Annotated in this window: 17 protein-coding genes; 1 reads left to right on the forward strand and 16 read right to left on the reverse strand. The window is 67.4% G+C overall.

What is annotated here, in order from left to right:
• Positions 1 to 240 precede the first annotated feature (240 nt).
• From MLP_RS01170 to MLP_RS01190, 5 genes are all read right to left on the reverse strand, one after another.
• The gene (locus tag MLP_RS01170; RefSeq protein WP_013861152.1) at positions 241 to 2,364 is read right to left on the reverse strand and encodes an ABC transporter ATP-binding protein; all 2,124 of its coding nucleotides are present in this window, start codon (positions 2,362 to 2,364) and stop codon (positions 241 to 243) included.
• Positions 2,361 to 4,097 (reverse strand): ABC transporter ATP-binding protein, encoded by a 1,737-nt coding sequence (locus tag MLP_RS01175; protein ID WP_013861153.1) that lies wholly within the window; start codon positions 4,095 to 4,097, stop codon positions 2,361 to 2,363. Before MLP_RS01175 ends, MLP_RS01170 begins: the two co-directional genes overlap by 4 nt.
• The gene (locus tag MLP_RS01180; protein ID WP_013861154.1) at positions 4,091 to 4,705 is read right to left on the reverse strand and encodes a TetR/AcrR family transcriptional regulator; all 615 of its coding nucleotides are present in this window, start codon (positions 4,703 to 4,705) and stop codon (positions 4,091 to 4,093) included. Before MLP_RS01180 ends, MLP_RS01175 begins: the two co-directional genes overlap by 7 nt.
• Before the next feature lie 70 nt (positions 4,706 to 4,775).
• Entirely contained in the window at positions 4,776 to 5,588 is an 813-nt protein-coding gene (locus MLP_RS01185) for a class I SAM-dependent methyltransferase (protein WP_013861155.1), read from the reverse strand.
• 137 nt (positions 5,589 to 5,725) lie between these two features.
• Complete coding sequence (locus MLP_RS01190; protein ID WP_013861156.1) at positions 5,726 to 7,429, reverse strand: hypothetical protein; 1,704 nt, start codon at positions 7,427 to 7,429, stop codon at positions 5,726 to 5,728.
• A gap of 153 nt (positions 7,430 to 7,582) precedes the next feature.
• Here MLP_RS01190 and MLP_RS01195 point away from each other — a divergent pair, with 153 nt between their 5' ends.
• Positions 7,583 to 8,260, forward strand: coding sequence for an HAD-IA family hydrolase (locus tag MLP_RS01195; protein WP_013861157.1), 678 nt, complete (start codon positions 7,583 to 7,585; stop codon positions 8,258 to 8,260).
• Positions 8,261 to 8,313: 53 nt separating this feature from the next.
• On the opposite strand, the gene MLP_RS01200 is transcribed toward MLP_RS01195, so the two are convergent.
• From MLP_RS01200 to MLP_RS01250, 11 genes are all read right to left on the reverse strand, one after another.
• Entirely contained in the window at positions 8,314 to 9,018 is a 705-nt protein-coding gene (locus MLP_RS01200) for a 4'-phosphopantetheinyl transferase family protein (protein WP_013861158.1), read from the reverse strand.
• On the reverse strand, positions 9,018 to 10,256 hold the full coding sequence (locus tag MLP_RS01205) for a beta-ketoacyl-[acyl-carrier-protein] synthase family protein (protein ID WP_013861159.1): 1,239 nt from the start codon (positions 10,254 to 10,256) through the stop codon (positions 9,018 to 9,020). Before MLP_RS01205 ends, MLP_RS01200 begins: the two co-directional genes overlap by 1 nt.
• Before the next feature lie 48 nt (positions 10,257 to 10,304).
• Entirely contained in the window at positions 10,305 to 10,538 is a 234-nt protein-coding gene (locus MLP_RS01210; protein WP_013861160.1) for an acyl carrier protein, read from the reverse strand.
• A gap of 67 nt (positions 10,539 to 10,605) precedes the next feature.
• Positions 10,606 to 11,427 carry an ABC transporter ATP-binding protein gene (locus MLP_RS01215; protein ID WP_013861161.1) on the reverse strand — a complete coding sequence of 274 codons (822 nt, stop codon included), beginning with the start codon at positions 11,425 to 11,427 and terminating at the stop codon, positions 10,606 to 10,608.
• An 11-nt stretch (positions 11,428 to 11,438) separates the two neighbouring features.
• Positions 11,439 to 13,841, reverse strand: coding sequence for an ABC transporter permease (locus tag MLP_RS01220; protein ID WP_013861162.1), 2,403 nt, complete (start codon positions 13,839 to 13,841; stop codon positions 11,439 to 11,441).
• Complete coding sequence (locus MLP_RS01225) at positions 13,838 to 14,326, reverse strand: DUF6790 family protein (protein WP_013861163.1); 489 nt, start codon at positions 14,324 to 14,326, stop codon at positions 13,838 to 13,840. Before MLP_RS01225 ends, MLP_RS01220 begins: the two co-directional genes overlap by 4 nt.
• A 2-nt stretch (positions 14,327 to 14,328) precedes the next feature.
• The gene (locus tag MLP_RS01230) at positions 14,329 to 15,699 is read right to left on the reverse strand and encodes an MFS transporter (protein ID WP_013861164.1); all 1,371 of its coding nucleotides are present in this window, start codon (positions 15,697 to 15,699) and stop codon (positions 14,329 to 14,331) included.
• A complete protein-coding gene (locus tag MLP_RS01235) occupies positions 15,692 to 16,489 on the reverse strand; it encodes a thioesterase II family protein (protein WP_156820983.1) in 798 nt (265 codons plus the stop codon). Before MLP_RS01235 ends, MLP_RS01230 begins: the two co-directional genes overlap by 8 nt.
• On the reverse strand, positions 16,486 to 17,472 hold the full coding sequence (locus tag MLP_RS28455; protein WP_197536486.1) for a hypothetical protein: 987 nt from the start codon (positions 17,470 to 17,472) through the stop codon (positions 16,486 to 16,488). The genes MLP_RS01235 and MLP_RS28455 overlap by 4 nt, the downstream gene beginning before the upstream one ends.
• A gap of 28 nt (positions 17,473 to 17,500) precedes the next feature.
• Positions 17,501 to 18,841 (reverse strand): aspartate aminotransferase family protein, encoded by a 1,341-nt coding sequence (locus tag MLP_RS01245; protein ID WP_013861167.1) that lies wholly within the window; start codon positions 18,839 to 18,841, stop codon positions 17,501 to 17,503.
• Positions 18,838 to 19,080: an acyl carrier protein gene (locus MLP_RS01250; protein WP_013861168.1), complete on the reverse strand. Its 243-nt coding sequence runs from the start codon at positions 19,078 to 19,080 to the stop codon at positions 18,838 to 18,840. Before MLP_RS01250 ends, MLP_RS01245 begins: the two co-directional genes overlap by 4 nt.
• Position 19,081: the final 1 nt, after the last annotated feature.

Below are 19,081 nucleotides of genomic sequence, written 5' to 3' on the forward strand. Positions count from 1 at the left end.
CCGGCCGCAAGCTCGTCGTCGGCTCGCGCTGATCGGCGTTCGGCGCCGCGGGGCCATGAACGTACGCCGGTTACGCGGGGTCCGGGTACGGCTGGCGCCACCGGGCCATGAACGTACGCCGGTGGCTCGCAGCCCGCGGACGTCAAGCGCCGGCGGGCCACGAACGATCCCGCACAAGGACGGGCCACGGACGTTCTCGCACAAGGGATGCCACAAACGACCTAGCGCAAGGGCGGACCGTCAGAACCGACCGGGCACGCTCGGGCCGCCTGGACCACCGGCAGCCGCTGCTACCGCGGCCTCGTCCGCATCGGAATCGGAGATCGCGCCGGCGAACTGGGCGTTGTAGAGCCGCCAGTACGCACCCTCGGACTCCAACAGCTCCAGGTGTGAACCCTGCTCGATGATCGTGCCGTTCTCCATCACCAGGATGACGTCGGCATCGCGGATGGTGGAGAGCCGGTGCGCGATCACGAAGCTGGTCCTATCGCTGCGCAGCGCCGCCATCGCGTCTTGCACCAGCACCTCGGTCCGAGTGTCGACGGAGCTGGTCGCCTCGTCCAGGATCAACAGTGCCGGATCGGCGAGGAACGCCCGCGCGATGGTGATCAACTGCTTCTCACCGGCGCTGATGTTGCTGCCCTCCTCGTCGATCACGGTGTCGTAGCCATCCGGCAGCGAATGCACGAACCGGTCGACATAGGTGGCCTCGGCCGCCGCCAGGATGTCCTCGGCACTCGCCTCCGGCCGGCCGTACGCGATGTTGTCCCGGATGGTGCCGTGAAACAGCCAGGTGTCCTGCAGCACCATGCCGACCTGACTGCGCAGCGCCGCGCGCGGCACCGAAGCGATGTCCACGCCATCGAGCAGGATCCGCCCCTGGTTCAGCTCGTAGAACCGCATGATCAGGTTCACCAGGGTGGTCTTGCCGGCGCCGGTCGGCCCGACGATCGCGACCGTCTGCCCGGGCGAGACGGGCAGGTTCAGATCACCGATCAGGGGCTTGTCCGCCGTGTAGGAGAAGGTCACGTGCTCGAAGTCGACCTCGCCCCGCACCGGATTGAGCGCCCCGTCGGCGTCCGGCACCGATTCCGGCGCATCCAGCACCTCGAACACCCGCTCCGCCGAGGCGACCCCGGACTGCAAGAGGTTGGCCATTGACGCCACCTGGGTGAGTGGCTGGGTGAACATCCGGGTGTACTGGATGAACGCCTGCACGTCGCCGAGATTCATCGTCCCGGTCGCCACCCGGAGCCCGCCGACCACCGCGATGATGACGTAGTTCAGGTTCCCGATGAACATCATCATCGGCATGATCATCCCGGAGATGAACTGCGCCTTGAACGAGGACTCGTAGAGCCCGTGGTTGCGCTCGGTGAAGACCTGCTCCACCTCCTTGCGACGGCCGAACACCTTGACCAGGGACTGACCGGTGAATGCCTCCTCGATGTGGCTGTTCAGCTCACCGGTGGTGCGCCACTGGGCCACGAACTGCTTCTGGGCCCGCTTGCCGATGAAGCCGGTGACCAGCACCGACAGCGGAATCGTGATCAAGGCGATCAGGGCCAGCACCGGCGAGACCACGAACATCATGACCACCACTCCGACCACCGTCAGCAGCGAGGTGAGCAGCTGGGACAGGGTCTGCTGCAGCGCCTGGGCGATGTTGTCGATGTCGTTGGTGACCCGGCTCAACAGCTCACCACGCGGGGAGCGGTCGAAGTACGACAGCGGCAGCCGGTTGATCTTGCCCTGCACCTCGTTGCGCATCCGGTAGATCGAGCGCTGCACTGCCTGGTTGAGCAGATATCCCTGCCACCACAGCAGGAGCGAGCTGATCACATACAGTCCGAGGGCCAGCAGCAAGATCTCGCCCAGATGTCCGAAGTCGATGCCACTGCCGGGCACGACAGGCAGCCGCTGCACCATGTCGGCGAACGTGTCCTGTCCCTGGGCCCGGAGTTGGGTGATGACCTGGTCCTTGGTCGCCCCGGCGGGCAGCTGTTTGCCGATCACGCCGGTGAAGATCACGTCGGTCGCCCAGCCCAGGATCTTGGGTCCGACCACGCTGAGCACGATGCCGGCCACGGCCAGCAGGATGCAGAAGCCGATGACCAGTCGTTCCGGCGACAGGTGCCCGAGCAGTCGCTTCAGCGACGGCCCGAAGTTCAGCGACCTCTCCACCGCGATCGCGGCACCGGGTGGCCGCGGTCCCGCCGGAGGTGCGTACTTGGGCCGCTGGGGTGCCCTGGTCAGGGGCGCGTCCTCGGCCCGCCCATCGCCCTCGAGGACACCGTCCGTGGGGACGCCGTCAGTCGGCGCACCGTCTCGACGTACGCCGTCGGCCCGACTCTGCTCACTCATGCCGCTGCCTCCGCCGCGCTCAGCTGGGAGTCGACGATCTCCGCATAGGTGGCGCAGCTGATCAGCAGGTCGTCGTGGCTGCCGCTGCCGACCAGCTCGCCGTCGTCGAGGACGAGGATCTTGTCGGCATCGCGGATGGTCGCGACCCGCTGCGCGACGATGATCACGCAGGCGTCGGTCGTCTCCGTACGCAGTGCCGCCCGCAGCCGGGCATCGGTGGCTACATCGAGCGCGGAGAACGAGTCGTCGAACACATAGATCTCCGGTCGTTTCACCAGCGCCCGCGCGATGGAGAGTCGTTGTCGCTGACCGCCGGACACGTTGGTGCCGCCCTGCGCGATCGGCGCGTCCAACTGGCCGGGCATGGCGCCGACGAAGTCGGAAGCCTGGGCGATCCGCAGCGCGTGCCACAACTCCTCGTCGGTGGCGTCCGGATTGCCATAGCGCAGGTTGGAGGCGACCGTCCCGGTGAACAGGAACGGCTTCTGCGGCACCAGGCCGATCTTGCTCCAGAGCAGTTCCGGCTCGATCTCGCGGACATCGGCGCCGTCGACGCGTACGGATCCGCCGGTCGCGTCGAACAGCCGGGGCAGCAGCGAGATCAAGGTGGTCTTGCCGGCACCGGTGGACCCGACGATCGCGGTCGTCTCACCAGCTTGGGCGGTGAACGAGATGTCGCGCAGGACCGGGAAGTCGGCCCCCGGATAGGTGAACTCGGCGTGATCCAGCTCGACCACCGATGTCTGCGCCAGCCGGCTGATCGGATCGGCCGCGGTCACCACCGACGATTCGGTGTCCAACACCTCACCGATCCGTTCGGCGCAGACCATCGCCCGCGGCAGCAGCATCATCAAGAACGTCGCCATCATCACCGACATCAGGATCTGGATCAGATAGGTCAAGAACGCGGTCAACGAGCCGATCTGCATGTTGCCGGCATCCACCCGATGGGCGCCGAACCAAAGCACCGCGACGCTGCTGACGTTCAGCACCAGCATCACGATCGGGAACATCATGGCGAAGCGCTGCCCGACCAGGGTCTGGCTCTCGGTCAGCTCGGCGCTGGCGCGCTCGAATCGCGCGGTCTCGTACGGTTCGCGCACGAACGCGCGGACCACCCGGATACCGGTGATCTGCTCGCGCAGGATCCGGTTCACCGCATCGACCCGGGTCTGCATTGCGCGGAACAGCGGCGGGAGCTTGCGGATCACCAGCCAGATCGAGCCGGCCAGCACCGGCACCGCGACGACGACCAGCCAGGAGAGACCAACGTCTTCCTGCAGGGCCATGAAGATGCCGCCGACCATGGTGATCGGTGCCGACAACAGCATGGTGGCCGACATGACCACCAGCATCTGCACCTGCTGGACGTCGTTGGTGTTGCGGGTGATCAGCGATGGTGCGCCGTAGCGGTTCAGCTCTCGGGCGGAGAAGGTCAGCACCCGGTCGAAGATCGCGGCCCGTAGATCCCGGCCGAAGGCCATGGCGGTCTTGGCGCCGAAATAGACCGAGCCGATCGAGCAGACGATCTGCACCGCGCTGACCGCGAGCATGATCATTCCGGTCCGCCAGATGAAGTCGGTATCGCCTTTGGCGACGCCCTCGTCGATGATCGCGGCGTTCAGGCTCGGCAGATAGAGCGCCCCCATGGTGCCGAGGGTGGCCAGCACGATGGTGGCGATGATCATGGAACGGTAGGGCTCGAGATACTGCCGGAGCAGGCGCATCAACATGGGCGGGACTCCTGGGTGCTGGGGGTCAGGATGCCGTGCAGCACGATGTCGACGATGACGGGGGGCTCATCGGAGAAGGTGGCCCCGATCGCCGGATGGGTGACGGTGAAGACGAGCCCGCGGAGCAGGTCGGCGGCGTGTTCCACGGGTATCCGGAGGCTGGCGGCCTCCGGTCCGATCACAGCCGTCAGCGCCATGGTGATCTTGGCGTTGCTCTCCCGGCCACGCCGTTCGTGCGACTCGTGTGCCGAGCTCGACGGCGGTGGGGCCGGGCTGCCGCGCAGGGCGCCGAACATGGCGACGACCCGCCGCATCCGCGCTTCGAGGATCTCCACGGCCTGCGCGAGCCGGGTGCTGAGATCGAGGTCCGGGTCGATCGCCATGAGCGACGCGACGGTCTGCCGGGTGTCGAACGCCTCCTCGATGACGGCGTCGATGACGGCGTCCTTGTTCGGGAAGACCCGGAAGATGGTGCCCTCCGCGATGCCCGCGGCATCGGCGATCTGCCGGGTGCTGACCTCGCGTCCGTACTGCATCACCAGCGGCTCGGTCGCCGCCAGGATCGCTGCTCGTCGCTCCTCGGCCGGGAGGCGTGTTGCTCGTGCCACGTCCAATCACAGTAATGAGTGAGTGCTCACTCATCAATAGGTTTTCGGGGTGAAGTCAGGCCCGGGGGCTTCAGGACGGCCACTTCCGCGCGACCACGCTGATCATCATCGGCATCAGCAGCGGCAATCGGGGAAGTTGGTCGAGGTGCGCGTCCAGATCCGCTGGGGTGACCCCGTTCTCGATCAGCTCAGCGCGGGACTGCTCGAGGTTGGCGCGCTCCAGCAGCCGGACGCTCGGCCCGCTCTCGTACGAGCCACGGACCTCGACGGCCTGGAAGCCGCGGTCGGTGAGCAGCACCGGCAGCCGCGAGGCGAATCCGAGGTCCGCTCCCCGTTTCTCGATCAGCCGGGTGAACGCCTCCCGGATCCGGTTGGCGCGGTGCTCGCGCTCGGTCCGTGGTCGAGGGCACGCCCCGTCCAGACAGCCGGTGTCGAACTCCTCCAGCACCAGCCAGCCGCGTGGCCGCAGCGACCGGATCAGGCGGTCGATCACCGCCTCCGGGTTGGGCAGGTGGCTGAGCACGAGTCGACAATGGATCAGGTCATACCTGAGCACCGGCAGCCGATCGCACGTGATGTCATGCCGCGCGACCGTCAGGTTCGGGAGCTGTAGGCGGTCCAGCCAGCGGGTGTCGAGATCGGTGGCGGTCACCCGGCCGGCCGGCCCGACCCGCTCGGCGAGCCAGCAGGCGACCGACCCGCTACCGGCTCCGACCTCGAGGCAGCGCCAGCCGGGCCTGATCCCGACCTCCTGGAATCGCCGGAACGTCGGCTCATCGTAGAGCCGGGACAGCGCATCCCAACGGTCGGGCACCTGATCGCCGGCGTTGTCGAGCAGGTAGCCGCCGGCCGAGGAAGCGGACGGTGAGCTGGTCATGGTCATGCACTCAAGTGAGCCGCGAACAGGCCAGGTGACGCATCGGTAGTGGCTACCGAGATCATGTGCGCCGCTACGGAGTCAGTGCTCACCGGTGCCCCCAAGGATCGCTACCAGAGCTTTGGTGGTGTGAGCAGATCGGTTCAGCCGGGCGCTGCTCGGTGCGGGATAGCCGCGGCCGCGGCGAGCGCCGACATCAGTTCCTCGGCATCGGTCCGCGCCGAGTCCCAGCCGATCACGCGCAGGGCAGGATCGGGATCCGTGTGCAGTGGGGACGTCGGCGGGGCGAGGTCCGCCGCGCGGTCCAGCGAGGTACGGAGGGTCACCTCGTCGGTGCTCTGGTCGACGATGGCCACCACTCGGGACAGTGGCTGCAATGCGACGACCCGCTGGATCTCGTGGTCGACACCCGGATGCTGCGGAGTGAAGCCACGGAGGTCGATCAAGATGACGTCGGTGTCTGCGGCCAGACGGTCCAGGGCGAGTTGCCAGGTCGTGTCGGCACACATCAGCTCGTTGACCCGGTAGCGCCCGTCGCGGTCGCGTCGCAGATCGAGATGCGCCAGCCGGTGGTCCAGCCCGTCGGCATCGCGCACGAACCGGTCTCGCAGCCGACCGCGGATGAAGTCCAAGAACTCGTCGGGCTCGAGCGTCTCGCCGGCGAGGTCCGGTGCGGTGATCAGTTCGACACTGCCGATCCAGCGCCATTGACGGGTCAGATCCTGCAGCAGTCGCGAGCTACGCTCCCGGGCGCCGAAGGTGCGCAGCAACAACAGCCGTACGGGTTGGTGGGCGTCGTCGAATCGACCGGACAGGGTGACTCGACGACCAAGGGCGACCAGCAGCAGCCCGATCAAGACCACGTACGGCAGTGTGCCGAGGGCTGCGCCGAGCGGTCCCGCGGCGCTGAGCAGGAGAGTCCACCACAACGCCAACACCAGCCACCACTGCAGGATCAGCAGAGTCTGATCGCCGAGCCATTTGGCCTGGTAGAGGCGCACGATGGCGATCACCAGGACGGTTCCGGCGACGAGCAGCCCGACGCCGGCCCCCAGCACCTGCCAGCCGAAGGAATCCAAGGGGTTACCGGCGAGCAGGTACCCGCCGCTGATCACCAGCGCTGCATTCAACACCGCACCGACCATCATCAGCACGGGGCCGACCAGCCAGACTGCTCCGCGCATCGACCGGCGACCGGTGGCGAGCACGAAGATCAGGGGCATGCCCACGGCGGCGACGAGTTCGGCGATCGGTCGCGTCGCCGCGGGTAGCTGCTGCGCTCCCACGCCCGCCAGATAGAGCATCGGAATCGTGGCGCCGAAATAGCCGAGCCACAGCAGCCAAGGCCATCGACCACGCCGAGTCGACAGGGCGAGCACGGTGGGGACGATCAGCCAGCTGCCGAGCAATGCATATGCGAGGAACGTCCAGGGATGTCGCTGCTCGGGGTCGACGACCAAGAAGACCGTTGCGCTGCCCAGACCGAAGCACCCGCCGAGGACGATGAACAGCACCTGGGCGCGGTGGCAGTGACGTCGGGCGCGGTCCAGCAGCGGATGACCACGGCTCGGTCGATCGGCCGACTGGATCCGGATTGTGACTCGCCCCGGAGCCGCGGTTTCCGCGCCCGTCCTGGCGACCGCGGGTGCTGACAGATCGGCGGGTGGTGCGGCGGCCGGTGGGGCGCCCGGCAGGCTGGGTCGCATGCCACGGGCGATCAGCCGTCGATACCGGTGCAACAAGAGCGCGCAAACCGGCCAGGAGCCCAGTCCCGCCAGCAGATAGCCGATCAGGACGAGGCCGACCAGCAGCAGCCACGGTGTCACTTGATCTGTCGAGACAACCACCCGATCTCCCCCGGTCAGGTGCAAGTCTGGCAGTGACTGGCTGACGGCTCATGCGGAGGCCTCAGGGATGGGAGGCATCAGGGATACTGTGACTCAGTTTCGCGGTGTCGAGTCACCGCGCGCTCGGGGCTGACACCCGCAACAGAGAAAGAAGTGAGCACGGTGGTGCTGGGCAGGTTGACGGAGCTGGACTTCGACGCCGTCATCTTCGACATGGACGGCACATTGATCGATTCCACGCCGGCGGTGATCCGGGCCTGGACGATCTGGGCGAAGGAGCACGGCGTGACTGCCGAGCAACTCGCCGGGCATCACGGGATGCCGTCTGCGGGCGTGGTCCGCCGGCTGTTGCCCGAGCACCGTCATGAGTCTGCGATCGACCGGATCAACGCGTTGGAGATCGACGACGTGCACGACATCGTCGTGCTGCCCGGGGCGATCGAGGCGCTTGAGGCGCTGGCGTCAGCGCGGAGTGCGATCGCCACGTCGTGTACGTTGCCGCTGGCCAGAGCGAGGATCGCGGCCGCCCAGCTGACTCCACCCTCGGTGCTGGTGACCGCTGACCAGGTCAAACACGGCAAGCCGGCACCGGACCCGTTCCTGCTCGCCGCCGAACGACTCGGTGTCTCGCCGCGGCGGTGCCTGGTGGTCGAGGACGCACCGGCCGGGTTGGTGGCCGCCGAGGCGGCAGGCTGCTATCGGCTGGCGGTGGTCACCACCACTCGGGAAGAGGATCTGGTGGCTGACGGCATCGTCCGCAACCTCGGCGATGTCGAGTTCGTGCTCGGGGCAGACGGCAGCATCCGGGTCCGGGCGCGGTCGTCCTGGTAGCAGCATGCACGGGGTCACCCGACCGTCGTCGACCCACCCCGACCCGGAGCGACTCAGCATGCGAGTGCGTTCTCAAAGCCGGTGAAGGGACGCACGAACTCGTCGCCGGGAACGCTTGACCACGCGTCCGCGTCCCGGTGCGGCTGGAGGAAGCGGATGCGGACGTCGCAGAGCAGGTCCTGAGTCGTCCGCCCGGCCGCCGACAGACTCAGCCGCACGTCCGGGTCGTCGCAGGTCATGGTGAGCACCCCGGGAGCCGACAACGCCTCGATCGCCTGGAACGGTGTGGTCAGACCGCGCCCGGTCCGTTTCACCACTGCCTCCTTCCGCGTCCACAATGGGCTGAGATCGTCCAGGGCCGCCAGCTGGTCCCGCAGCTCCAGTTCCGGAGGCGACGCGATCCGGTCGAACAAGTCGTCGTCGAACGGGATGCGCGACTGGATGTCGACGCCCACAGCGATGGGAGCGAGCACACAGGCACACACGGTCTGGTCGTGAGAGATGTTGAAGTACGTGGTCGCGCGTCTGGCGAAGGCGGGTTTGCCGAAGACCCCGAGGACGATCTCGGGCAGCGGCTCGGTGAACTTCTCCGACCACAGCAGCTGCAGCAAGGCAAACGACACGATGCTGGTCCGGCGGTCGATCTGCCGGTAGTAGGCGTCGCTCTTGACCTTTCGGTGCGCGGGCAGTGCCGCATGAAGCCGGTCGATCGTGGCTTCGTTGACGAGGTCGGAACGGCAGATGGCCAGCTCGATCATCAGGCTGCCCGATCGATCACGAGCGCGACGTTGTGGCCGCCGAATCCGAGTGAGAGCGATACGGCCCGCGACTGCGGCGCGGCGCGCGGCCGGTCGCGGACGACGTCGATGGCCATGCCGTCCTCGAGGTCCACGGTCCCGACCGTGGCCGGCACCTGTCCTCGCCGGAGGGAAAGTACGCAGACGATGGCCTCCGCGGCGCCGGCTGCGCCCAGCATGTGTCCGGTCATGGACTTGGTCGAGGTGGTCACGGTCGCCTCGCCGAACACGCGCTCGATCGCGTTGGCCTCCACCTGGTCGTTCAGCATCGTCCCGGTCCCGTGGGCGTTGACGTGGACGGGCTGATCGATCTCACCGGCCTCGTCGATCGCCTCGGTGATGGCCCGGCAGACGGCCTCGCCACCCTCCGCCGGGGCGGTGATGTGCGACGCGTCGCTGGTGATGCCGTAGCCCGAGACCTCGGCGTAGATGGTCGCGCCGCGAGCCCGCGCGTGGGACTCGCTCTCCAGCACGAGTGCGGCGCCCCCTTCCCCCATCACGAATCCCGCCCGGTCGCGATCGAACGGGATGCTGGCCCGGTCCGGATCGGCTGCCGGGCTCAGCGCACGGAGGTTCTCGAACCCGGCCATGATCAGCTTCTGGGTGATGGCCTCGGCTCCGCCGCAGATGACAGCGTCGGCGTAGCCGTGGCGGATGGCCCGCACGGCTTCGCCGATGCTCGCCGCGCTCGACGCGCAGGCGGCCAGGTGGGCCAGCGCGGGACCACGGGCTCCTGTGTCGATCGCGACGGCACCGGCCAGCATGTTCCCGGCCATCTTGGGCACCAGCAGGGGCGATACCCGCCCCGGACCGCGACTCCGCATCGTCTCGAGCTCCTCGAGAACAGAGCCGACCCCCGCCAGTCCCGTGCTCATGAAGACGCCGAGGCGGAATGGGTCGACGCTGCCGACGATGCCGGAGTCCGCCACCGCCTGCCTCGCGGCAAGCAGGCCGAACAGGGCGAAGGCGTCCAGTCGTCGTGCTTCCCTGGTCGGCAGGGAACTCTCCGGCGGCAGGTCGGCGACGGGCGCGTACACGCGTACGCCCAGGTCCGAGTTGTCGATGTGGTCCACGGGGACCACGCCATGGCGGCCCTCGAACAAGCTCTGTTCGAACGTGTGGACCGAGTTCCCGATCGGGCTGATGACGCCGAGACCGGTGACCACCGCCCGCTCCGGGCGTCTTTCCTTCGGTGGCATCGCACCTTACTCCTTTGATCTCACGGAACTGTGGTGTCCGGGGTCGGATCAGTGGCCGCCGACCCCGGTGGCTTCGACGACGCAGTCGTAGAGGTCTTGGACGGAGGTGACGGCCTTCGACACGTCCACGCTGCTGCCGATCGCGTCCTCGACGTTCATGGTGAACTCGAAGACGTCGATCGAGTCGACCCCGATCGCTGTCAGATCGTCGCTCATCGCCAGCTCCTCGGCCGGCTTCCGGCTGAATTGGGCCAGCGCCTGCTTGAAGTCGTTCTCATTCATGTCCCTGCTCCTTGTGTGATGTCGGTGTATCGGTCGGGCGGTGGGGCGATGCCTCGGGTCGGATTGGTCAGAATCCCTCGTGGCGCAGCCAGGCGAGCAGGTCGTCCTCGCGCTGGCCGGCGCGTTCCGCGGTCCACCGGCCCAACTCACGAGAGTTGACCAGTGAGCCGTCGCGGAGGTAGATGACGCGATCTCCACGCGCCGCGCAGGACGGGTCGTGCGTGACCATGACGACCGTGGTGCCAGCGGCGTGCACGTCGGACAGGGCGTCCATGACCTCGATGGTCATGCTGCTGTTCAGCGCCCCCGTGGGTTCGTCGGCGAACAGGATCGCCGGCTCGCAGGCCAGCGCCCGGCAGATCGACGCGCGCTGCAGCTGCCCACCGGACACCTGGGTGATCCCGTGGGTTCTCACGTGCGCGATGTCGAACCGCTCCATCAGGGCATCGACCCGTGCTGTGGCGGCCGCTTTGTCCTTGGGATTGGCCTTCAGCGCCGGCAACAAGATGTTGTCCCCGATGTTGAGGTTGGCCAGCAGGTAGGCCTGTTGGAACACGAAGCCCATCCGGGTCAGCCGAACCCGGCTCATCTCCGTGTCGCTGAGCGAGGTCAGCGGACCTCCCTCCAGCAGGACGGTCCCGCTGGAGGGACGGTCCATCCCGCTGATGCTGTACAGCAGCGTCGACTTGCCGGACCCGGACGCGCCCATGATCACCAGGAACTCGCCGGGGCGGACCTGCAGGTCGATCCCGTTCAGCACATGGGTGGGCGGGTCGGTCGATTGGTAGGTCTTGGTGATGCCGCGGCACTCCAGCGTCGGCTGATCACTGGTGCCGGGTGTCGGGGTGACCTGCTGTCCTTCCAGGTTCATTCGATCGGTCATGGTCATGATTGCTCCCGTCATTGATTCAGCCATGCGCTCTTGTCGGTGCGGCGGAGCCGCTGGGTAAGCAGAACGGCCCCGAGGTAGCCGGCGCCGACGAGGATCAACGGGTAGACCCCGTAGACCAGCCAGACGGTCGGCAGGAACTCCAGCTGGGCAATGCCCAGCCCGGCCAGCGAGATCAACCCGCCGACCAACGACTCGCCCAGCGTCGCGGTGAACACCAGGCCTGCCACGGTCCCGAGGGCCGCCAGCAGCAGCGTTTTGCCTCGGGTCTGCGCGATGATCTCCCGGGCTGAGAACCCGATGGCGGACAGCACCCCCATCTTGCGCCGGTCGCTCGACATCCGGAGCTTGAGGAACAGGCTCGTGATGAGCACCGCGACCCCGATGCCGAACGCGAAGCTGAGCACGGCGGCACTGGCGAAGGCGTCGGTGACGTACGCCAGTGTCTGCTGAACGTAGTCCCGCATCGGGATCACCGCGGCAGCGGGGAACCGAGCACCGTACTCGGCTGCGATCGCGGCCGGGTCGACGCCGTCGGCGACATCGGCGTAGATGACGTAACCCGCCGCTCCCTGCGTCACCTCGCCCTGCATCTTGGCGGTGTAGCCACCGCTGGTCACGTCCTGGTAAATCCCGCTGACGACGTGGCTCGTCCACTCCTGGTCCTGGCGGACGCGCAGCTGATCCCCGGGTCCGACCTGGTATTTCTGCGCGTTCAGCACCGAGAGCGCGATCTCGCCCTCAGCCGGCGGCCCGCCCTCCAGGAAGTCCACCGTGCGGCCGGTGTAGTCACCGACTTCGACATCGAGTGTTTCGGCACCTTCGGGGCCCGCCACCTCGCCGAGGATCTTGGCGTAGGAGCGCACGTCGAGGAGCCGGTCGTCGTCGGCGAGCTGACCGGCCAGCTTGGAGCGCACCGCGTCGAGGTCATCGGTGTAGGCGAGGTCAGCGCGGATGTCGCTCTCCGGGGCGCCCAGGTAGGTGACGAACCGAGGACTCTCGAAGGTGCTGAGCAGGTTCATCGGCAGTGCCATCAGCACCGCGGCGAGGAAGAACACGGCCGGTAGCAGCGCCCACTGCCGCGCCTCCGCACGGAGGTCCAGCCACGCCAGCCGACGGTTGAGACTGCCGCCACGGGAGGAGATCAAGCTGGTACTGCGGACCCGCTGGGCCGCTCGCCGGGCCTGCTTCGCCGTCTGTCGCTCGGTCAAGGTGCTCCCGTGCACGAGCGCGTTCACCACCTCGATCCGGCGCACCCGGCGCAGGACGCTCCGGCAGATGACCAGGACCACGAGGTAGACGGCGACCAGTGCGAGTGTCGGCACCAGGAACGTCCAGACGCTGAGGGGCGCAGCCGCGTAGTTCACCCGGACGTCTCGGCTCAGCAGACCGGCCGCCAGGATCGCGAGCAGGCCGCCGATCACGCACGCAACGAGGGTCATCACGCCGTATTTCGCCAGGTACAGCCGCGAGACCTCTCGATCGGGGATCCCGATCGCCTTCATCGCGCCGATCTCGCGGACCTGGTCCTGCAGTGTTCCTCGGATCACGAAGCGGAGGTTCAACATGGCGATGATGATCAGCACGACGCTGGCGAACATCAGTGCTATCGCGACCAGACCGTCGCTGAAGGCGTTGATGATACGGATCATCTGGTAGGTCACCGCCTGCCCGTTCTTGGGCAGCGCAGCGTCCGCATCGTAGGCGCCCTGCAGCTGCGCGGTGGCGCCAGGATCCTTCAGCCGGTACTCCACGATGATCTCCGGCTCGGCGCCGGCGGAGCGGCCGAGCGTCACCAGATCGGCCGGCGAGACCAGGAACCGGGTCGAGGACGACAGCGAGGACGCCATCTGCGCGTCCCGGACGAATCCGCGGACGACCAGTTCGAGGCTGCCGGCCTCGGCACCGACCCTGAGCCGGTCGCCCTCCTGCAGACCGAAGCGCTGCTGGTAGGCCACCGGCAGGTAGACCTCGCCGGGGCCTGGCTGGGCGATGTTGCCGGCCTGGTCGATCAGGTAGTCGAAGTCGGGATTCTGCTGGACGAACAGGTTGTCGATCAGGCTGTCCGACAGGTCGCCGGTCTGCCCCGTCGAGGGGCGCTGCCACGACAGAGCCGAGCTGTCGAATCCGTACATCCGAACCACGGTCCAGGCCTGGATGTCCGGCTGTCCGGCCGCGAACCGCTGCAGTGCCTCGGCGTCGTAGTCCCCTTTGTGCATCTGGAGGAAGTGTGGGGGCTTCGCCTCGGCGTAGAGCTGGTCGACCGCGCCCACGAGTCGCTCGATCACCATCGCCCCCGTGGCCATCAGGAACGCTGAGAGCACCAAGACGACGAGGAGTGCGAGGTTCACGCCCTTGTTCTTGATCAGGTCGTTGCCGGCGTAGCGCAGCAGCAGTGAGTTGCGGTTCGTCATGCCAGGCTCCAGACGCCGGGGATCTGCAACGACATCACGGTCAGCACGACGTGGTAGACGACGTCCAGCACGATGTTGCCGAACTCGACCCAGTCGACCCTGCCGGTCTTCCGGCGCTTGCGCCAGATCTCCTGCGTGTGGGTCCACAACCCGCTCAGGCCATAGATGTAGAGGGTGACGAGCGTGGCGGCCCAGAAGTTGCCCTGGAACCAGATCGCCATCACGCCCATCACGCCCAGACCGAGCTGGGCGAACCCGTACTTGACCTGGAACGGTCCACCGGGCCAACCCAGCTGCGCTGCGGTCTTCTCCGGGATGAGCACGTTGATGATGAACCCGAGCACGGCGATGATCCCGTGCGAGACCGCGAACTGGTGCAGCAGCATTGTCTCCAGCACGACGACGTGGTCGGCGGGGAAGCCTTGCAGGGCGAGCTGCACCACACCGGTGACCAATCCCGCGCCGATGATCGCGACGATCCACATGTTCAGATCTCCTTGGTTTGGGCAGTCGTCTGCCGCAGGTGGTTGTCGAGCTCTCCGATGCTGCGTAGCCGGGGGGTGACCGCGGCCACCGCAATCAGGCCCGCCGCGACGAGGACCAGCATCAGACCGATCCCGCGTGAGCTTCCGACGCCGATCAGTCGTCCCAGCGAGCCGGCCAGGGCGCCGTCGGCGGTGAGCAGCGGGGTGAAGACCGCGTCGGCGAGCACACCGGAGACGGTGTAGGCGACGATGTAGCCGAGCTGTGAGATCAGCCCCATCAGGCCCCAGACCCGACCTTGCACGGCGTTCGGGATCGACGCTCGAGCGAGCACCTCGACGCTGGTGTTCAGGACCGGCAGCGTCAGGAAGAAGAAGAAGGCGAAGATCCCGATCCAGACGACGTCGACCGTGATCCCCATCGCGGCCACGGCGACTCCGGCCATGGCCAGCGAGAGCGAGAGGTACGTGCTCTGCCGGTGCCGCATGGTGAAGAGGCTGATGGCCAGGCTGGAGACCAGCATGCCGACCGCCGCCAGGGACCGGACGAGGCCCAGGCTCTGCTCGTCGGAGAGCTCCAGCAGCATCGGAGTGAGCAGAGTCTGCAGGAACCCCATGCAGAAGGTCACCAGGGTCGCCAGCACCATCAGCACCGTGATCCCACGATGGCGGATCAGGAAGCCCACACCGACGGACAGGTCGTTTCGGATGCTGTGCCGGACCGATGGCCTCGTGCTCCCGATCCCGCGCCAGACCACCACCATGCACGACGTGGTCACGATCATGGTGGTGATGTCGAGTACCAACACGAGCTGGATCCCGAAGTGCGCCATCAGCAGGCCGGCGATCGCGGGGGAGACCAGAAACTGGGCCGCCGAGGCGAACTGCACCAGGCCGCCGGCCCGGGTGTATTGCTCGGGGGTGAGGAGATCGGTGACGGTCGCCCGGTAGGCCGGGTCCATCACCGACGTGAACACCGAGCTGAGAGCGACGCACGCGCAGACGACGGCGGTGCTCGCGACTCCGTCCCGGAAGGCCAGCAGGAGTACGACCAAGCCGATCGCGGAGAACGTGTCGCCCAGGATCATCAGCAGGCGTCGGTCGAATCGGTCGGCGAGCACGCCGCCCAGCGGGGTCAGCAGCACACCGGGCAGGAACGCCGCCAACATGACCACGGCCACCGCGGTGCTGCTGCGGGTCTGGTGGTAGACCTGCACGGCGAGGCCGAACGCGGTCAGCCCGTTACCGACCCGGGCCACGAGCTGAGCCGCCCAGATCACCATGAACGAGCGGAACCCGTCCGGGGACTTGGCTCGGCGCGGCTGCGCCGGGACCGTTGCGGTGGCGCCGGTGGACCCAGACGTGGACTCAGACATCGTTCACGATCGCGTCGAGAGGCCCGAATGCGTGCCGGACGAACATGTGTCCCTCGCCCTCGAGGACGTGGGTGCGGAGCGGCCGCGCGAGGTAGTCCTGCCAGGCCGATGCCGTCCCCTCGGGGGTGTGGTGGTCGTGCTCGCCCAGCACCAGCCGGGTCGAGACGTCGAGACGGCCTGCGGGTTGCCGCTTGGCCTCCTCCAGCACCTGGTAGTCCGCCCGGAAGGCAGGCAGGAAGTACGAGACCAGAGCCGGGTCGCTGGCCACCTCCGTCGGGATCGCCCCGAACCCGGACAGGTGGCGCAGCAGATCCTGCTCGGAGGAGGCGGCATGGCCGGCGACCGACAGGTCGCGCGGGGCGCACGAGGCGGACAGCACGAGGTCGCCGGGCTGCCGGTGCCAGAACTCCGGCCGGTCCGCCATCGCGAGCAGGACGTGGTAGGCCACGATCCCGCCCATGCTGTGACCAAAGAACACCGCCCCGGGCAGCAGGATCTCCCGCAGAGCGTCGAGATAGCACCTGACCAGCGGTCCGAGTCGACGGTGCGCCGCCAGGTTCGACGGCCCGTGACCCGGTGGGTTGACGGTCCACACGTCCCAGTTGCCGCTGAGGTGGCCGACCAGCCCGTTGAACGAGGCTCCGAAGCCGCCCAGGTAAGGGAACATGACGAGTTGACGTCCGTTCGGTGAAGGCCGGAGGTTCCACAGGACCGACGTCGTCGCCGTAGCCAGGCGCGTGGCACGCCTGGTCGGGACGGACCGGAGGTCACGGACCGCTGTCGAGCTCATGTGAGATCCTCCTGCCCGACCGCTACTGGCTCGAGCGGATGCGTCGTGCTCGGCCGGGGCGCCCGGCTCGCGTCCCCGACTCCCGGCACGACGGCGTGCACGCGCGTGGTGTAGGCGTGCTCGAGGTACTCCGGGAAGCTGGTCGGCGGGTCGAGGACTCCGTGTCCCTGTCGCCTCAGCACGACGTAGCCGAGCAGCACCAACAGGCTGAACAGCACCAGCTGGATCAGTTGGGTCGAGACCATGAAGTAGTACAGCTTGAAGTGGCTGCCGGACGCGGAGACCCAGAACGGGAGCAGGAAGAACAACACGTTGCCCTTCATCCGGTTCAACAGCAGGGCCATCCCGACACCGAGCACACACAGCTGGGCCACATACAGCGGCCAGGCCGTGGCCAGCTCGAACGAGGCGAACAGGTTCCCCGGGGCGACGAAGATGCCGATGCCCAACCCGGTGGCGACACCGGCGACGACGGGGCTGCCGGTGACCCGCTGGACGAACGGGAGGAAGAACCCGAACCAGCCGATGGCAATCGCCACCATCCCGACCTCCATCACGAACAGCCGCAGGAACGTGAGCGCCATGCCCGGCGGAGTGAGGGTCTCGGGTGGCACGGGAACACCGAAGGTGACGCAGAGGTAACGCACCGCGAAGATGTAGCCCAGCATCGTCAGCATCAGCGCCGGGATCCAGATCAGATCACGCCGGCGGGGGATGAGCGTCCGGGCGAAGTTGGCGACGCCGCGTCCGCCGTCGTAGTGCAGCAAGATCAACAAAGTGGCGATGGCCGGGCTGTGCAAGATCACGATCACCACGGGGCTGAGCAGTTCCAGGTCGCCCAGCACCGCCACCGCGGTGTCATGGGCGAACAGGTAGAACAGCGACAGACCCCAGACCGATCCGATGGTCAGGACCACGAACAGGACCAGGTACTTGGTGTAGGGCTGGGCCGGCTTCTTGGCTGCGCGAGCGGCTTCAAACACGACGATCACTCCAGGTTCGGTTGGGGGCTCAGAGTCCGTAGATGTCGTCGATGGACTGCTTGGCTTCGGCCACCGCACGGCGGGCCCGCGGCTGGAAGAAGTCGAGGTCGTCCTCGGACAGCTGGGCGTTCGGGTACATCCGGGAGATGCTGGAGATCAGCACCCCATGGCGCTGCATGGCGGTGGCGAGGATGATGTCTTTGCCCATCAACTCGAAGTCGTAGTCGCTGGGTCGCTCCAGCGGTGTCGCCCGGCAGTGGAAGGCGGACACACCGGGCGGGCCCTGCACCACCAACGGCAGACCGACGCGGTGGGCCTCGAGCGTCAAGATGTCCTGCAGTGCGGCGGCTCGGCGGTGCATCGCGTGCAGCAGCGCCTCGTCGTCGCGGGCGAAGATCTCGTACGTGGCCTTCACGGCCGCGGTACCCAGCGGATAGCCGTTGTAGGTTCCGGCGTGGATCACCTGCTTGCTCTCCAGCAGGCCCATGATCTCGCGCTTGCCGACGACCGCAGACACGGGCACGCCGCCGCCACCGATCGCCTTGCCGAAAGTGGACAGGTCGGGGGTGACACCGAGCCGCTTCTGGGCGCCGCCGACCCCCAGCCGTACGCCGGTGATCATCTCGTCGAAGATCAACACCACGCCGTGCTCGGTGCACAGACGACGCAGCAGCTCGAGAAAGCCGGGCAACGGCTCGATCGAACCACCGTTGACGCAGATGGGCTCGGTCAGCACCGCGGCCAGGGTTTCGCCGTAGGTCTGGAAGAAGTCCTCGAGCCGGTCGGCGTCGTTCCAGGGCAGCAGGAATGACTGGTCGGCCATCACGTCGGTGGCTCGACCGGCCGTGCCCTTGTAGTCGCCGCGGAAGTCCACCGGCACCGGACGCGCCGGGTCGAGGACGCGACCGCCCATCACGTTGTCGGCGTTGCCGTGGTAGTGGTTCTCGAAGCGCAAGAACCGGTTGCGGCCGGTGTGGGCACGCGCCAACCGCAGGGCGGTCTGCAGGATCTCGGTGCCGGACAGGCCGAACCGGACCATCTCCGCCGAGGGGATGTGGGTGTTCATCAGCTCGAGCGCGTCGGCGTCGAAGTCGCAGTGACTCACGCACAGCACCCGTTCCAGGGCCTCGCTCAGGGCATCGAGATAGTCCTCGTTGCGGTGCCCGAGGACCATCGCGCCGAAGCGGGCGTACAGGTCGAGGTACTCGTTCCCGTCCATGTCACGCAGTCGGCTGCCGGCGCCGTCGACGAAATGCAGCGGCACCTCGGCCCACGGCATGTTGAAGTTGTAGTGAACCCCGCCGGGGAGGACGCGCTTGACCCGCTGGTGGTACTCGAGGTTGCGGCTGACCGTCTGCAGGACGGTCACGCCGCAGCCTCCTCGGCGAGGTACTCGCTGATGTCGTCGACCGTCTTGAACTCGAACAGCGCGACCGGGTTGATGTCCAGGTCGAGCTGCTTGCGCAGCCGGCTGATGATCTTGAGCGCCTGCACCGAGGACACACCGAGCCGCATGAAGCTCGCCTGGTCGTCGATGTCGGCCGGTGGGATGGCGATCTCGGCGGAGATCTCCTGCAGGAGCACGGTCCTGATCGTTTCCTTGGTCATG

The sequence above is a fragment of the Microlunatus phosphovorus NM-1 genome (genome assembly GCF_000270245.1).
Taxonomy (GTDB): Bacteria; Actinomycetota; Actinomycetes; order Propionibacteriales; family Propionibacteriaceae; genus Microlunatus; species Microlunatus phosphovorus.

Bases quoted from the DNA above. Each gene is read 5' to 3' on its own strand.
- MLP_RS01215 (WP_013861161.1), bottom strand. From the start codon at position 11,427: ATGACCATGACCGATCGAATGAACCTGGAAGGACAGCAGGTCACCCCG.
- MLP_RS01185 (WP_013861155.1), bottom strand. From the start codon at position 5,588: ATGACCATGACCAGCTCACCGTCCGCTTCCTCGGCCGGCGGCTACCTG.
- MLP_RS01175 (WP_013861153.1), bottom strand. From the start codon at position 4,097: ATGTTGATGCGCCTGCTCCGGCAGTATCTCGAGCCCTACCGTTCCATG.
- MLP_RS01170 (WP_013861152.1), bottom strand. From the start codon at position 2,364: ATGAGTGAGCAGAGTCGGGCCGACGGCGTACGTCGAGACGGTGCGCCG.
- MLP_RS01220 (WP_013861162.1), bottom strand. From the start codon at position 13,841: ATGACGAACCGCAACTCACTGCTGCTGCGCTACGCCGGCAACGACCTG.
- MLP_RS01200 (WP_013861158.1), bottom strand. From the start codon at position 9,018: ATGATCGAGCTGGCCATCTGCCGTTCCGACCTCGTCAACGAAGCCACG.
- MLP_RS01210 (WP_013861160.1), bottom strand. From the start codon at position 10,538: ATGAATGAGAACGACTTCAAGCAGGCGCTGGCCCAATTCAGCCGGAAG.
- MLP_RS01235 (WP_156820983.1), bottom strand. From the start codon at position 16,489: ATGAGCTCGACAGCGGTCCGTGACCTCCGGTCCGTCCCGACCAGGCGT.
- MLP_RS01230 (WP_013861164.1), bottom strand. From the start codon at position 15,699: ATGTCTGAGTCCACGTCTGGGTCCACCGGCGCCACCGCAACGGTCCCG.
- MLP_RS01250 (WP_013861168.1), bottom strand. From the start codon at position 19,080: ATGACCAAGGAAACGATCAGGACCGTGCTCCTGCAGGAGATCTCCGCC.
- MLP_RS01205 (WP_013861159.1), bottom strand. From the start codon at position 10,256: ATGCCACCGAAGGAAAGACGCCCGGAGCGGGCGGTGGTCACCGGTCTC.
- MLP_RS01225 (WP_013861163.1), bottom strand. From the start codon at position 14,326: ATGTGGATCGTCGCGATCATCGGCGCGGGATTGGTCACCGGTGTGGTG.